The organism is Rhodonellum sp., from assembly GCF_030656585.1.
In the GTDB taxonomy this organism is placed as follows: domain Bacteria; phylum Bacteroidota; class Bacteroidia; order Cytophagales; family Cyclobacteriaceae; genus Rhodonellum; species Rhodonellum psychrophilum.
In genome coordinates this window covers 1-13185 of the sequence record NZ_JAUSPP010000006.1, presented here as the reverse complement: position 1 = coordinate 13185, position 13185 = coordinate 1, and the positions used below count along the sequence as shown (strand labels likewise).

The window sequence follows — 13185 nt, the reverse complement described above, 5'->3', positions numbered from 1 at the left end:
TCTTCCCGCTAACCGTATGAGCGAAAAACAAAAAGTCAAAATCCTAGTGGTGGATGACGAACCGGATATAGTAGAAATTCTCACTTATAATCTCAAAAAAGAGGGCTACGAAGTGGAATCTGCCGAGGATGGAATTCAAGCTGTCAAACTGGCCAAAAAATTCCATCCCGATGTCATTCTGCTGGACATCATGATGCCCAATCAGGACGGCGTGGAAACCTGTCGACAGATCCGTGAAATCCCCGAGTTGAAAAGCACATTCATAATTTTTCTTACGGCAAGGTCCGAAGAATACTCAGAGGTGGCCGCATTTGATGTGGGCGCGGATGACTACATCAACAAACCGATCAAGCCTCGCGCTCTGATGAGCAGAATCGCCGCGTTGTTCAGAAGGGAATCCAAGAAAGAACAGGAATTGGCCCAAATCAAGATCAAGGATCTCATCGTGGACAGGACAAGTTATACCATTGACAAGAGTGGGAAAACCATCACCCTTCCAAAAAAGGAATTTGAGCTTTTGTATTTTTTGGCCAAAAACCCCAATGTGGTCTTCAGTAGAGACGAGTTATTGCAAAATATCTGGGGAGCGGATGTCTTCGTCCTGGCAAGAACGGTGGATGTCCATATCAGAAAGGTACGGGAAAAAATAGGGGAAGATTACATCACGACCGTCAAAGGGGTTGGATACAAATTTGATTTGAATTAAAATATGCTGACCACTTCGAGGGGTATTTCATTGATTCTGGCCGTTGCCATTTCTGCCCTGACAGTGGCTTTCTTGATGCTGATGGATGATGCCACCCCTACCTTGTTGATCGTAGCGGGCGGCATTTCTTTTTCGGTTTCCTATATTTTGATCAATGTTACTTTGGAGTTTTTGATTTTCAAGGAAATCGGCCATATCTACACGGTATTGGGAAAAATCCAGAAAAAGGACCTTACGGGAATTGCAGATGGATCGAATAGGACTTCCATTTCTCCCCTTCGAAAAATCAACAAAACCATCAATTCCTATGCATTGGCCAAAAACAAGGAAATAGAAACCCTCCAAAAGAACGCCGAATTCCGCCGAGAGTTTATTGCGGACATCTCGCATGAGTTGAAAACGCCGATTTTTGCCGCCCAGGGGTATGTCCATACCTTGCTCGACGGAGCCGTTGATGACAAGGAGGTTCGGTACAAATTCCTCAAAAGGGCCGCCAAAAGTCTCAATGCCTTGGATAAATTGGTCCATGACCTGCTTACGCTGAGTCAAATGGAAAGTGGAGTCAACAAATTCCACTTTGAATCCTTTGACCTTAGAGAACTCCTCCAGGAATTGATAGAGGAGCTGGAACACAAGGCCGAAAAAAGGGACATCTTGATTCGATTTTTTTATGACAAGGATAAAACCTTCAAAACAATCGCCGATAAGGACAAGATTTTCAGGGTTTGCCAGAACCTGATTTCAAATGCCATCAAATACAACAATGATGGCGGAGAAGTGGAAATCAGGCTAAAATCGCACAAAAATCAAATCACCGTGGAAGTGAAAGACAACGGAAAAGGCATTCCTCCGGAGGATTTGAAACGGATTTTTGAAAGGTTTTATCGAGTTGAAAAAAGCCGATCACGGGAAAAAGGCGGGACAGGTCTCGGTTTGGCCATCGTCAAACACATCTTGGAAGGCCACAAAAGCAAAATTTCCGTAAGCAGCACCGTTGGCAAAGGCTCAATTTTCAGTTTCGAGCTTCCGCTGGATCAAGTGCTTCCCGAAAAACCAAAAAAAACCCAATAATGCAGCTGCTCCAAAAGCAGTTTGATTGCAGATGATCAATACTAAAAATGTACAAAAATGGAGCGGTGCCTTTGCCTAGTACTTCCATCCAAAAAACCATAGTACTCAAAACGGGACAATTGAAGAATTGAATTCAACCTGTGTTCTTCTAATAGTTTCAACCACATTTGGGGACTCAATACATCTTTCTGGTTAGATGCTGTACTCAATTCCGACCAGGTCAATTTCCGAGCATAACAGACATAAGTCAGGGTTTCCCTATAATTTAGGGAGATTAAGAAGTGGTTTTAAAATTTTGTTTCCTGAAAATTTCATCTGCTTTATTAAATTCCATACTTTTGCGGCCCATTGGGAAACAAGCCGCATGAAAAAAATTGATTTTAAAAGTCTTATTCTGTTTGAAAACAACGATTATATCGTGGTCAACAAACCACCTTATCTATCGACGTTGAAGGACAGGCATGAGGCCCAGAACATTCTGGACCTGGCCAGGCTTTACACCACGGACGCCCAAATGTGTCATCGATTGGACAAAGAAACTTCGGGTTGCCTTGTCATCGCCAAGAATCCGGAAGCCTATCGAAACATTGCCATGCAGTTTGAAAGCAGGAAAGTGGACAAGGTCTATCATGCCGTAGTGGACGGTATCCACGAGTATGAGAATTTTCTCGTGGACCGCAGTCTTGCGGTCACCAACAAGGGAGTGGCCAAGGTCAATAAGGAAGGGAAATCTGCACAAACATATTTCTCCTCTTTGAAAACCTACTATTCCCATACCCTACTCGAATGCAAGCCGATCTCCGGGAGAATGCACCAGATCAGGATCCATCTTTCCTATCTGAAATCACCGATTTGCGGGGACGAACTCTATGGCGGGAAACCGCTTTATCTTTCGGCGCTCAAAAGAAGGTTCAACCTGAAAATGGGTACGGATGAACTTCCGATCATGCAGCGCGTTTCGCTCCATGCCTACTCCATTGCCTTCTTGGGCAACCAAGGGGAAAAGATCGAAGTCACGGCTCCTTACCCAAAAGATTTCGAAGTTTTGATCAAACAGCTTGAGAAAAACAGGTAACTCAAAGAAAATGTGGGGAATAATTAAGTTTGTTTTGCAATAAAAAGAAATTACTTCTATCTTTGTGTCCCTTTTTGAGGGTGAAGTATATATAATCAGCTAATAATTAAACAGTTACACAGTGGATACATTAAGCTATAAAACCAAGTCAGCAAATGCCGCTTCTGTAGAAAAGAATTGGGTAGTAGTGGATGCCCAATCTGCCATTCTAGGAAGGTTTGCAAGTGAGGTAGCGAAAATCTTGAGAGGAAAGCACAAACCATCTTTTACCCCTCATGTAGACTGCGGAGACAATGTAATTGTCATCAATGCAGAAAAAGTAAGATTAACAGGTAAGAAGTGGACCGAAAAGGTTTACGTTCGTCACACGGGCTATCCAGGTGGACAGCGAATTTCTACCCCAAGGATGTTGAAAGAAAAGTCAGCAAACATTTTGGTGGAAAAAGCTGTAAGAGGTATGCTCCCTAAAAACAGATTGGGAAGACAAATGTACAGAAACCTGTTTGTTTATGAAGGTGCTGAACACCCTCACTCTGCACAACAACCTAAAGAAGTTAAATTCTAATCTAAGCAGTCTATGGAAGTTATCAATACAATCGGTAGAAGAAAAACATCTGTTGCAAGGATCTACATGACACCAGGAAATGGCGAAATCACTGTGAACAGCAGAACGATTGAAACCTATTTCCCATTCGATTTACACAGGATCGTGGTAAGACAGCCGTTGGAACTCGTAAAAGAGAACGGTACTTATGACATCAAGATCAATGTAGACGGTGGTGGTATCACAGGTCAGGCAGAAGCAGCAAGAATGGCCATCGCCAGAGCCTTGTGCGAAATCAATGAGGAGCACAGACCCGCATTGAAAAAAGAAGGTTTTCTTACCCGTGATCCAAGGATGGTGGAACGTAAGAAACCAGGACGTAAGAAAGCGAGAAGGAAATTCCAGTTCTCTAAACGTTAATAGTACAGGTTTAACATTTTATATAGATTCAATCAATTTATTAATGGCAAATATAGAATATAAAGACTTACTAGATGCTGGTGTCCATTTCGGTCACTTAACAAGAAAGTGGGATCCAAGAATGGCACCATATATCTTCATGGAGAAGAATGGAATCCATATCATCGACCTAAACAAAACGCTTGTATGCCTTGAAGAAGCATCTAACGCAATCAAGCAAGTAGTACGCTCAGGAAAAAAAGTCATGTTCGTAGCCACTAAAAAGCAAGCGAAAGACCTAGTAGCCGAAGAAGCAAGAAGACTCAATATGCCTTACGTAACCGAAAGATGGTTGGGTGGTATGTTGACCAACTTTGCGACCATTCGCAAATCCTTGAAAAAGATGACTTCCATCGACAAACTGATGAAAGAAGAAGCTTACAAGAACCTTGCGAAAAAGGAAAGATTGATGATCACAAGACAAAGAGAAAAACTGGATCTCGTATTGGGCGGTATCGCTGACCTTACCAGACTTCCAGCAGCCTTGTTTGTCGTTGACATCAAAAGAGAACACATCGCGATCTCAGAAGCGAAAAATCTTGGCATCCCTGTTTTTGCATTGGTGGATACAAACTCCAACCCGAACGAGGTGGATTTCCCTATCCCATCCAATGACGATGCATACAAATCTATTTCCCTATTGATCAAAGCGTTTGGCGAAGCCATCGAAGAAGGTCTTTCCGAAAGAAAGAGAGATAAAGATGATGCTAAACTGGTAGAGGAAGAAGAAGCTAAAAAAGCTGTTGACGTAGAAACAAAAGAGTAGTCATTTATGATTCCTCAACAATAGAAAATTGAACACAAGCTTTATGCCTGTGTTCAATTTTTCATTTAATATCAAAACCTTGAAGTCTATAATTACCCCGGATTCAGGAAAAAAACCCAGGTTATTTTTATAAAACTCTTGAGGCCTGAATACTTCGAAATGAATTTTCACTTCGAAGCAGATTAAGATTTTATCCAAAACATCAATTTAATAGATAGAAAAATGGCTATTACTGCACAAGAAGTAAACAAACTCAGACAAATGACCGGTGCCGGTATGATGGATTGTAAAAAAGCCCTCACCGAAGCTGAAGGAGATTTTGAAAAAGCGATCGACATCCTTAGAAAAAAAGGCCAGAAAGTATCCGCTTCCAGAGCAGACCGTGAAACCAAAGAAGGTGTTGTGATCACCCAGGTAAACGCTGACGGAACTGTTGGGACTTTGCTTTCCTTGACTTGTGAAACTGATTTTGTAGCGAAAAACGAAGGCTTTGTGACTTTCGCAAACGCATTGCACAAAGTTGCTGTTGAGAACAATGTTTCTTCCAAAGAAGAAATCCTTGGCTTGCCTTTCGAAGACCTTACCGTCAGCGAAAAAATCGTGGAAATGACCGGTAAAATCGGTGAGAAATTGGAAATTTCCCATTACGAAGTCATCAAAGCCGAAACTGTTGTTTCCTACATTCACTCCAATGGTAAATTGGGTGTATTGGTTGGATTGGTCAATACTTCAGGCAACAACGTGGAAGAAGCTGGGAAAGATGTAGCGATGCAAATTGCTGCCATGAACCCTGTAGCAGTGGACAAAGACGGTGTGGATGCTTCCGTGATCGAAAGAGAAATCGAAGTAGGCAAAGACCAAGCAAGACAAGAAGGCAAGCCTGAGGAAATGCTTGAGAAAATTGCTTTGGGAAAATTGAACAAGTTCTACAAAGAAAACACTTTGTTGAGCCAAGCATTTGTAAAAGACAATGGCTTGACCATCGCCCAATACCTTGACAGTGTCAGCAAAGGTTTGACGGTATCTGAATTCAAAAGAATATCTATCGGATAATTCCAAAACTGAAATCCATTTTAAAAAAGGCTGATTCTTGCGAATCAGCCTTTTTATTTTTATGAAGATTCTTATCACAACTTGAATCCAAGCCGATAATTCAGCATCAGATAATAAGGCCAATAGCCATCAAAAGAAGACATGCTTACTCCCAATGTGTTTCTTCGGTTGATGTTCTTTCCTTGCCAATCAAAAGTTACCTGGGTGACGTAGCCCAATCGGGCATGGCGCTTTACATTCCATCGGCTATCATACCCACCAGATTCATTAAGCCACCAGCCTCCGTGTACACTTTCTCCACCTAATTGAAAAGAAGGGCCAAAACCTACTCCAACTCTAAGATCCTTTTTGGTTCGAATAACATCGTATTGAAACCTGACATCCGTAAAAAGACTTGAGGCAAAAGAGTTCACATTTTCCCCATCCATTTTTGAGGAATTATTACCGTTAAGTTTAGCATCTTCTACCGACACAAAGTAAGTAAGGGATGGATTAATTGAAAATCGCGGTGTGACGAAATAACTGATTTCATTCATCAGATTCGCACCAAACAACCCTAAATTTCCTTCTATTGATGGACCTGCTCCTAATCTATAGATCAATTTATTTTTTTCTATGATTTGAGCATTTACCGAAAAAAAAATTAAAATAAATGGGAAGGATAGTATCAAAATTCTTTTCATTTTTTCCATTATTGTCTAGTTCTAAGAGTAAATTCAACTTGAGAGTGTCTTGGTTATTTCGGTCTGACCATGCCAGTCATTTCGGTCAAACCGTGCCACTTTGAAAGACCGTATAAATGAGGTTAATTTTTATTCATTTTTCAAAACTCCCTTCCTTAAAGATTCTCCCTTGAGGTATGATCAAAATCACCAGCAAGGATATACTAGAAATATATTTTTTCATAAGAGAAAGATTCATAAATGAAATAACCTGATGCTTTGAACCAAGCATCAGGTCAAAACAATGCTTGAATTTTCAAAATACTTTGATTAAAAGAAACAAAGCACTAAAAAAAATACAAGATTATTTAATTCTATATAGTAGTGAGAAACCCGTCACACTGCTATTGCTTCCATATATTTCATGTCCTATCCGCAACCCAAACCGATCACTGATATCACTGTTTCTATAAGTTAGAGAAATAGCAGGGCCAAAGGATAAATCATCGCTATAACTAAGACTCGTAAACTCACCATTCACAGTTACTCCTCCAAGTAATTGATACCCATACATGAAAGAAAGTCCCAAGCCAAATGTTAAACAATTGTTTTTATATATTAAATCTCTGGCAATAGTCACACTATATCTTCCAGCATCTTGATACCAAAACAGAGGTTGGTTGTTCTCAGATTCACTCAGGATTCTTTCATAGCCAAGTTCGTTGACTAACCACCATCTCGGACTATTGAATATCGTCATTTGATGATTTACAAAAACACCAAGTCCATATCCAGTAGCATTATCATAATTTCCATTATACCAGAAATTTTTTATGCCGACATTCACATTTTTCTTTTTAGTTTGACTAAAAGAAAGCGAGCTTAGTAATATAAAGTTGATCAAAAGAAGGTATTTCATACTATTCAAATCTTGTGATTTCAGGGACTAAAGTAAATTGGACCTTAAAATCATTTCTATGAAGATTAAATTGATGAATAGCTAATCCATCCCTAAGTCCATTTTGTTGATCCACTCCATACTGACCTAACATTTCTGAACACTTACCCCATGTTTGTGAAAAAATTAGTCTATGTCTTTCTTGATTGATTTTTAAACCTTGAGAAATATTTGATGTTTGACCTGTTGTTGAACTTGTTACTCCAACTTGAACTGTATGCTCTACAATATCAGACTGGCGTTTTCTGTAGGCCATTATAATCTGGATGTTTGCTGAAGTTTCAGCCCAATTTGTTACCAGTGCTGGAAAAAAATTCGTTTTCCAGGTACATCCACTTCCTTTACATCTTGCAATTTTCTGTTCTAAGGCAAGTTGATTTAAATTTATAGAAGTCTGTGTGCCTATTGTATATTGTCCAATTGCTAACCATAAAGAAAATTTGTTTGTGTGAGGGAAAATTCGTGTATTTCCAGTCATTTTAAATTCAGGCATTCTATACCTTAAAGATTCTCTATTAAAATCAAAATTGTTACAATTCACTCCAATTTGATGTGGTCTATATATTGTAGAAGTTGGAAGACTAGGGCCACCTCCCATCCACCCATCATCAGGATTTACTATCATCTCGTCATCATTAAAACTTCCAAATACTACCGTAGGATTAGTATAAGCATAATCATCATTTGCGTAGACCAAATCATTTGAAAAATAATTTGTTTCGGTCTTTCTGAATTGTATAAAGTTCCCATCTTCATTTAATTTGACTTTTATTCCAGGCGTATGTCCATCCCAATCAGGATTTTTACTTAATTCTTCAATTTCTTTTTCTTCTGTCCACCAAGAAACGGTTAGTTCTGTAAGTGATTCAGGTTCAAAATTATCATAAAGATATGGTGCTAAAATCCCTATATTGTTATCATTTATAAAATCAATTAAATCCTGCTCATTAAAATCATCTTCTCCTGCTACTCTATGATTTTCTGCATTTTTTGAGAAAGCACTTACAATTGCAGAATATTGTCTTGTGAGTGGATTGGTGCTTTCAGAAAATAATTTTTTCATACTGTACTCAATATCATCATCATTCCCCTCAATTTTTGCCAAGTCAAATAACTCCCTCCTTGCATCGGGATCTTTAAATACCTCTCCCATAAATAGGGTTAATTCTTTCAACTTATTTTCATAAGCGACTGGATCTTGATTTTTGAGCATTGTTTCAAGACCCGCTTTAAATTCTTCTTGTCCTGTTTCTTGACAGGAACTAATTGCTACTAAACCTAAAAATAGGATAGATAGATAGATAGATACTTTTTCATAAAAATGTAGTTTTTAATTCATAATTAATTATTTCGTTAACAAGTATAGATAAAAATAAAATTAGTCCCAAATTGTTTTTGGTAAAATAATTCTTGGCAAAATACAACTTTTAAACAGCATAGACTTAAAAATCAGCCTATGAAGTGAAAAATCAACTGTTTACACATAACTTTATCAAGATCAGAAAAGAGTGAAAAACCCAAAAAACAATCAAATAATGAAGGTTTCAAACTTAACCATTTTTAGATTTTTTGTCTTAAAAAGTCCGGGTAAATTTGGCCTGAACGCTGTGAATAAAACTGAAATCCATATTAAAAAGGCTGATTCTTGCGAATCAGCCTTTTTGTCTTTAAATGAACTTTGCCAACGCCTCTTTAATGATTTTTTGGTGGTCAAAGGCCAAGAGAGGCATTTTTTAGACGGAAAACCAATTCAGTTCCGAACTGTCCGACCCTGCTTTTGCCTTTAAATTCTCCGCGGAATCGACTTTGAAAAAGTAGGCCACACTGACTGTCCAGCCCCGAGGATCCCTCCCCTTTTCCCCGAAAACCCCAATCAAATCCCCGTTATCAAACTGCAAATCGGTTTCTTCCCGCAACTCCCTGAGACAGGCCAAGAAAGGTTCTTCGTCTGGATCTACAAATCCCCCGGCAAAGCCCACATTCCCCGGAAAGGTTCATTGGCCCGCTTGATCAGCAGGATGCATTGATCACTTTCGGAAAACACAACCGCATCAACAGTAAGCGCCGGACATGGAAAGGAATAGGTATAAGACATGGTCTTAGGTTTGATTCAATCCAAATTTATTTCCAAAACGGAAAACAAGAAAAATCCGCTCCATCAGGAATGCATCAACTCCTCAATCTCCTCGGCCTCAATCGGGATATTTCCCATCAGGTCCAAATAGCCATTGTCCTGAATCACAATGTTATTTTCCAATCGGATACCCAAGCCTTCTTCCTGTATATAAATCCCTGGCTCGACAGTGAATACCATACCGGGAGTAATCGGCTCGTACATGGTGCCCACATCATGCACATCCAATCCCAAATGATGGGAAGTTCCATGCATGAAATATTTTTTGAAAGCAGGCCACTTCGGATCCTGATTTTTGATGTCGGTTTGGTCGATCAAGCCCAAGCCAACCAATTCTGATTGCATGATCAAGCCGACTTCTTTGTGATAATCCTGGATATTTACGCCAGGCCTCAATATATTCATGGCTCCTCTTTGGACCCTTAACACCGCGTCATAAACTGCCCGCTGTCTTGTGGTAAATTTACCGTTGACGGGGATCGTCCTGCTCATGTCTGCATTGTAATTCCCATATTCTGCTCCCACATCAAAGAGGATCAAATCTCCATCTTTGCAGACTTCCTTGTTTTCGATATAATGGAGCACGCAGGCATTGGCACCGGAAGCGATGATCGGTTCGTAAGCAAATCCCTTGCTTCTGTTTCGGATAAATTCATGGATGTATTCGGCCTCGATTTCATATTCGGTGATTCCTGGTTTCACAAAAGACAGAATTCTTCGAAAACCTTTCTCCGTGATATCACAGGCGATTTGCATCTGATCGATTTCAGGCTGATCCTTGACCGCCCTCAATTGATGCATCAGGGGCGCTACCCTGTTGTAATGATAGAGCGGATATTTCCGCTTGCAGGACTTGATAAACCTTGAATCCCGGGATTCCACTTGGACATCAGCCCTGAGGTGCTCATTGCTATTGAGAAATACCTGCTCGCTAAGCGCCATCAGCGTATTCAATACGCCATCGAAATTGGCAACCCATTGGATATTTTCTATCCCCGAAACCGCAAAAGCCTCTTCCTTGGTGTATTTATGGCCTTCCCAAATGGCAATGTGCGCATTGGTTTCCCTCAAAAACAGGATTTCCCTCATTTCTGGATTCGGGAAATCCGGGCAAAGCACTAAAATGGATTCTTCCTGGTCAATCCCGGAAAGGTAAAACAGATCGTTGTTTTGTCTGAACTTTACCGTTCCGTCCGCATTGGTGGGAAGGATATCGTTTGAATTAAAAACGGCAATGGATTTTTCGGGCAATTTATCCCTTAGCTTTTTCCTGTTGTTGACATAGAAGCTTTGGGGAAGTGGATTGTATTTCATTTCTTCGATTGGATAGTTGACAACTGTAAAATCTCCCGGTCGTCCTTTGTGGGCATTCAAGGAGGATTATAAAAGCAATTTGGAATTTGTAAATTGAAATTTACGTTAATACTTGCCAACCAAAAATACCATTTATCTTTCATCTAAAAAATTTCAGCCCAAAGTCTGATATATTTGTAAATTAATGGCCGGAAACTATTTCACATGCAGTACAACTTAAAAGAATTACCCAACGGCATCAGAATCGTTCATCAAGAAATCACCCATACGCGATTGGTCCATTCCGGATTCATCATGAATATCGGTAGCCGGGATGAATCCAAGGAGGAAGAAGGATTGGCCCATTTTTGGGAACACATGGTTTTTAAAGGGACGAAAAAAAGGAAATCCTTTCACATCCTCAACCGACTGGAATCCTTGGGTGGTGAGCTCAATGCCTACACGACGAAAGAAAAAATCTGTTTTTATGCCAGCGTTCTTGGTGTTCACTTTGACAAAGCAGCCGAATTGCTGTGCGACATCACCTTCAACAGCACCTTTCCACAAAAGCAGTTGGAGAAGGAAAGGCAAGTGATCCTGGAGGAAATGTCCATGTACAGCGATTCTCCGGAAGACTCCATCCAAGATGATTTTGACGCGATGGTTTTTGAAGGGCACGCACTGGGGAGAAACATCTTAGGCCGTGAGGAAACCGTCAAAAATTTTGAACAGGCGCATTTGTTCGACTTTGTCTCCTCTCGATTGGACACGCACAAGATTGTATTTTCGGTGGTGGGCAATATCAGCTTCAAAAAAGTCCTGCAGCAGGTCGAGGGTTATTTGTCCGCAATTCCGGAAAAAAGAAGCCTTTATGTCCGGAATGGTTTCACCACTTACCAGCCCAAATCCAAAGTGATCGAAAAAGAAATTTCCCAAGCCTTGTTTGCGATGGGAAAGCCCACTTTTTCACTTTACGATCCCCGGAGGTTCAAACTGTTTTTGCTCAACAACATATTGGGCGGACCCAGTATGAATTCCAGATTGAACCTTGCGCTGCGAGAAAAACACGGCTATGTGTACAGTGTGGAATCCACCTATTCCGCTTATTCAGACACCGGTTTTTTCGGGATTTTTTATGGGACGGAGGAAAACACCTCCAAAAAAGCCCTGAAAATTGTGCTGAATGAAATGCATAAACTGAGAACGCAAAAACTCGGTATCATGCAGCTCCACATGGCCAAAGAGCAGGTGATCGGGCAGATGGCCATGGCGGAAGAGAATTATGCCTCTTTGATGCTGATTTTCGGGAAAAATCTCATTGATAAGGGATATATTGATGCTTTGGATATTATCTTTGGAATTATCAGGAACACCACTGCCGAAGAACTTTTGGAAATCTCCAACGAAGTCTTCGCGCAGGATGAATTGAGTTTCCTTACCTATTTACCCAAATAAAATGGAATTTATCCCAGCGGAATTGTTGGCTTATTGTGAAAGCCATACTTCCGAAGAAGATGATTTATTGAAGCACATTACCCGGGAAACCCATGCCAAAGTGCTGATGCCACGAATGCTTTCCGGTAAACTTCAGGGAAAGCTGTTGGAATTGTTCACCAAGATGCTCAATCCACAGGTAATCCTCGAAATCGGGACATATACGGGTTATTCGGGGATCTGTATGGCGAGGGGACTGGGCGAAAAGGGAAAACTCATCACGCTCGACATCAACGATGAATTGGAACCGATGGTGAGAGGCTTTTTTGAGCGATCAGGACTCAGCACCAAAATTGACTATAGACTTGGCAATGCCCTGGAAACCATTCCCCAACTGGAAGGAAATTTTGACATGGTTTTCATCGATGCCGACAAATTCAACTATATCAATTATTACAACTTGGTCGTTGACAGGGTCAACACAGGCGGCATTATCCTGGCAGACAATGTTTTATGGTCGGGAAAAATATTGGTGGAGCCTGGAAAAAAAACAGACAAGGACACGCAGGCCCTTTTGGATTACAATCAAATGGTACAGAATGATCCAAGAGTGGAAAATATACTTTTGCCCATCCGTGATGGGATTATGATGGCCAGAAAATTATGAGTAAAAATATGAGTTCGAAAAACATTCCTTTCTTTTTATCCCTGATTTTTGTGTGTCTGAGCACGCTTGCACATGCACAGACCCCACAGGTTCCCTCCGAAATCGAATTTGCGGACCTTACCATCAGAATCCATGAGCATGCCCGGAGAGAAATCCAATTGGATGTGGATGCCCTGCACAGAAACAAAACCTATTTCAACATCAAGGCCGATCGGATCAACCTTTATTTGCCCATCGTGGAAAAAGAACTCCGTGAAGCGGGCGTTCCACTGGATCTCAAATACTTGGTCATCCAGGAAAGCAGCCTGATCGCAGATGCTGTTTCTACCTCCAATGCAGTTGGCTTTTGGCAGTTCAAAAAAG

General features: G+C 40.6%; 14 protein-coding genes and 1 pseudogene. 10 read left to right on the top strand and 5 right to left on the bottom strand.

Going from position 1 to position 13185, the window contains the following annotated elements:
- Positions 1-16 precede the first annotated feature (16 nt).
- The 7 genes from Q7J63_RS00760 (at position 17) to tsf (ending at position 5674) form a co-directional block, all read left to right on the top strand.
- On the top strand, positions 17-706 hold the full coding sequence (locus Q7J63_RS00760) for a response regulator transcription factor (RefSeq protein ID WP_019599842.1): 690 nt from the start codon (positions 17-19) through the stop codon (positions 704-706).
- A 3-nt stretch (positions 707-709) separates the two neighbouring features.
- Positions 710-1777: a cell wall metabolism sensor histidine kinase WalK gene (locus Q7J63_RS00755; RefSeq protein WP_304883567.1), complete on the top strand. Its 1068-nt coding sequence runs from the start codon at positions 710-712 to the stop codon at positions 1775-1777.
- Positions 1778-2141: 364 nt separating this feature from the next.
- The gene (locus Q7J63_RS00750) at positions 2142-2852 is read left to right on the top strand and encodes an RluA family pseudouridine synthase (RefSeq protein ID WP_304883566.1); all 711 of its coding nucleotides are present in this window, start codon (positions 2142-2144) and stop codon (positions 2850-2852) included.
- 121 nt (positions 2853-2973) lie between these two features.
- The gene (rplM, locus tag Q7J63_RS00745) at positions 2974-3417 is read left to right on the top strand and encodes a 50S ribosomal protein L13 (RefSeq protein WP_019599845.1); all 444 of its coding nucleotides are present in this window, start codon (positions 2974-2976) and stop codon (positions 3415-3417) included.
- A 12-nt stretch (positions 3418-3429) separates the two neighbouring features.
- A complete protein-coding gene (gene rpsI / locus Q7J63_RS00740; protein ID WP_019599846.1) occupies positions 3430-3816 on the top strand; it encodes a 30S ribosomal protein S9 in 387 nt (128 codons plus the stop codon).
- A gap of 43 nt (positions 3817-3859) precedes the next feature.
- A complete protein-coding gene (gene rpsB, locus Q7J63_RS00735) occupies positions 3860-4621 on the top strand; it encodes a 30S ribosomal protein S2 (RefSeq protein WP_026333835.1) in 762 nt (253 codons plus the stop codon).
- A 222-nt stretch (positions 4622-4843) separates the two neighbouring features.
- Positions 4844-5674 carry a translation elongation factor Ts gene (tsf, locus tag Q7J63_RS00730; protein WP_019599849.1) on the top strand — a complete coding sequence of 277 codons (831 nt, stop codon included), beginning with the start codon at positions 4844-4846 and terminating at the stop codon, positions 5672-5674.
- 74 nt (positions 5675-5748) lie between these two features.
- On the opposite strand, the gene Q7J63_RS00725 is transcribed toward tsf, so the two are convergent.
- The 5 genes and pseudogenes from Q7J63_RS00725 to Q7J63_RS00700 form a co-directional block, all read right to left on the bottom strand.
- Positions 5749-6276 (bottom strand): hypothetical protein, encoded by a 528-nt coding sequence (locus Q7J63_RS00725; RefSeq protein ID WP_304883565.1) that lies wholly within the window; start codon positions 6274-6276, stop codon positions 5749-5751.
- Positions 6277-6700: 424 nt separating this feature from the next.
- Entirely contained in the window at positions 6701-7255 is a 555-nt protein-coding gene (locus Q7J63_RS00720) for a hypothetical protein (protein WP_304883564.1), read from the bottom strand.
- A gap of 1 nt (position 7256) precedes the next feature.
- Complete coding sequence (locus tag Q7J63_RS00715) at positions 7257-8507, bottom strand: hypothetical protein (protein WP_304883563.1); 1251 nt, start codon at positions 8505-8507, stop codon at positions 7257-7259.
- A 520-nt stretch (positions 8508-9027) separates the two neighbouring features.
- Positions 9028-9389 (bottom strand): annotated as a pseudogene (locus Q7J63_RS00710) (NUDIX domain-containing protein).
- 63 nt (positions 9390-9452) lie between these two features.
- A complete protein-coding gene (locus Q7J63_RS00700) occupies positions 9453-10742 on the bottom strand; it encodes an aminopeptidase P family protein (protein ID WP_304883591.1) in 1290 nt (429 codons plus the stop codon).
- 204 nt (positions 10743-10946) lie between these two features.
- Between Q7J63_RS00700 and Q7J63_RS00695 the strand changes: the two genes are divergently transcribed.
- The 3 genes from Q7J63_RS00695 to Q7J63_RS00685 form a co-directional block, all read left to right on the top strand.
- Positions 10947-12176: a pitrilysin family protein gene (locus Q7J63_RS00695; protein WP_304883560.1), complete on the top strand. Its 1230-nt coding sequence runs from the start codon at positions 10947-10949 to the stop codon at positions 12174-12176.
- 1 nt (position 12177) lies between these two features.
- Complete coding sequence (locus Q7J63_RS00690; protein ID WP_019599853.1) at positions 12178-12822, top strand: O-methyltransferase; 645 nt, start codon at positions 12178-12180, stop codon at positions 12820-12822.
- Positions 12819-13185 (top strand): transglycosylase SLT domain-containing protein (locus tag Q7J63_RS00685; RefSeq protein ID WP_370691847.1); only part of this gene is annotated, 367 nt, incomplete at its 3' end. The genes Q7J63_RS00690 and Q7J63_RS00685, both read left to right, overlap by 4 nt.

What these genes read in the sequence shown, in the direction of transcription:
- Q7J63_RS00760 (WP_019599842.1), top strand. Translation starts at nt 17, where the DNA reads ATGAGCGAAAAACAAAAAGTCAAAATCCTAGTGGTGGATGACGAACCG.
- Q7J63_RS00755 (WP_304883567.1), top strand. Translation starts at nt 710, where the DNA reads ATGCTGACCACTTCGAGGGGTATTTCATTGATTCTGGCCGTTGCCATT.
- Q7J63_RS00750 (WP_304883566.1), top strand. Translation starts at nt 2,142, where the DNA reads ATGAAAAAAATTGATTTTAAAAGTCTTATTCTGTTTGAAAACAACGAT.
- rpsI (WP_019599846.1), top strand. Translation starts at nt 3,430, where the DNA reads ATGGAAGTTATCAATACAATCGGTAGAAGAAAAACATCTGTTGCAAGG.
- rpsB (WP_026333835.1), top strand. Translation starts at nt 3,860, where the DNA reads ATGGCAAATATAGAATATAAAGACTTACTAGATGCTGGTGTCCATTTC.
- tsf (WP_019599849.1), top strand. Translation starts at nt 4,844, where the DNA reads ATGGCTATTACTGCACAAGAAGTAAACAAACTCAGACAAATGACCGGT.
- Q7J63_RS00720 (WP_304883564.1), bottom strand. Translation starts at nt 7,255, where the DNA reads ATGAAATACCTTCTTTTGATCAACTTTATATTACTAAGCTCGCTTTCT.
- Q7J63_RS00715 (WP_304883563.1), bottom strand. Translation starts at nt 8,507, where the DNA reads ATGCTCAAAAATCAAGATCCAGTCGCTTATGAAAATAAGTTGAAAGAA.
- Q7J63_RS00700 (WP_304883591.1), bottom strand. Translation starts at nt 10,742, where the DNA reads ATGAAATACAATCCACTTCCCCAAAGCTTCTATGTCAACAACAGGAAA.
- Q7J63_RS00695 (WP_304883560.1), top strand. Translation starts at nt 10,947, where the DNA reads ATGCAGTACAACTTAAAAGAATTACCCAACGGCATCAGAATCGTTCAT.
- Q7J63_RS00690 (WP_019599853.1), top strand. Translation starts at nt 12,178, where the DNA reads ATGGAATTTATCCCAGCGGAATTGTTGGCTTATTGTGAAAGCCATACT.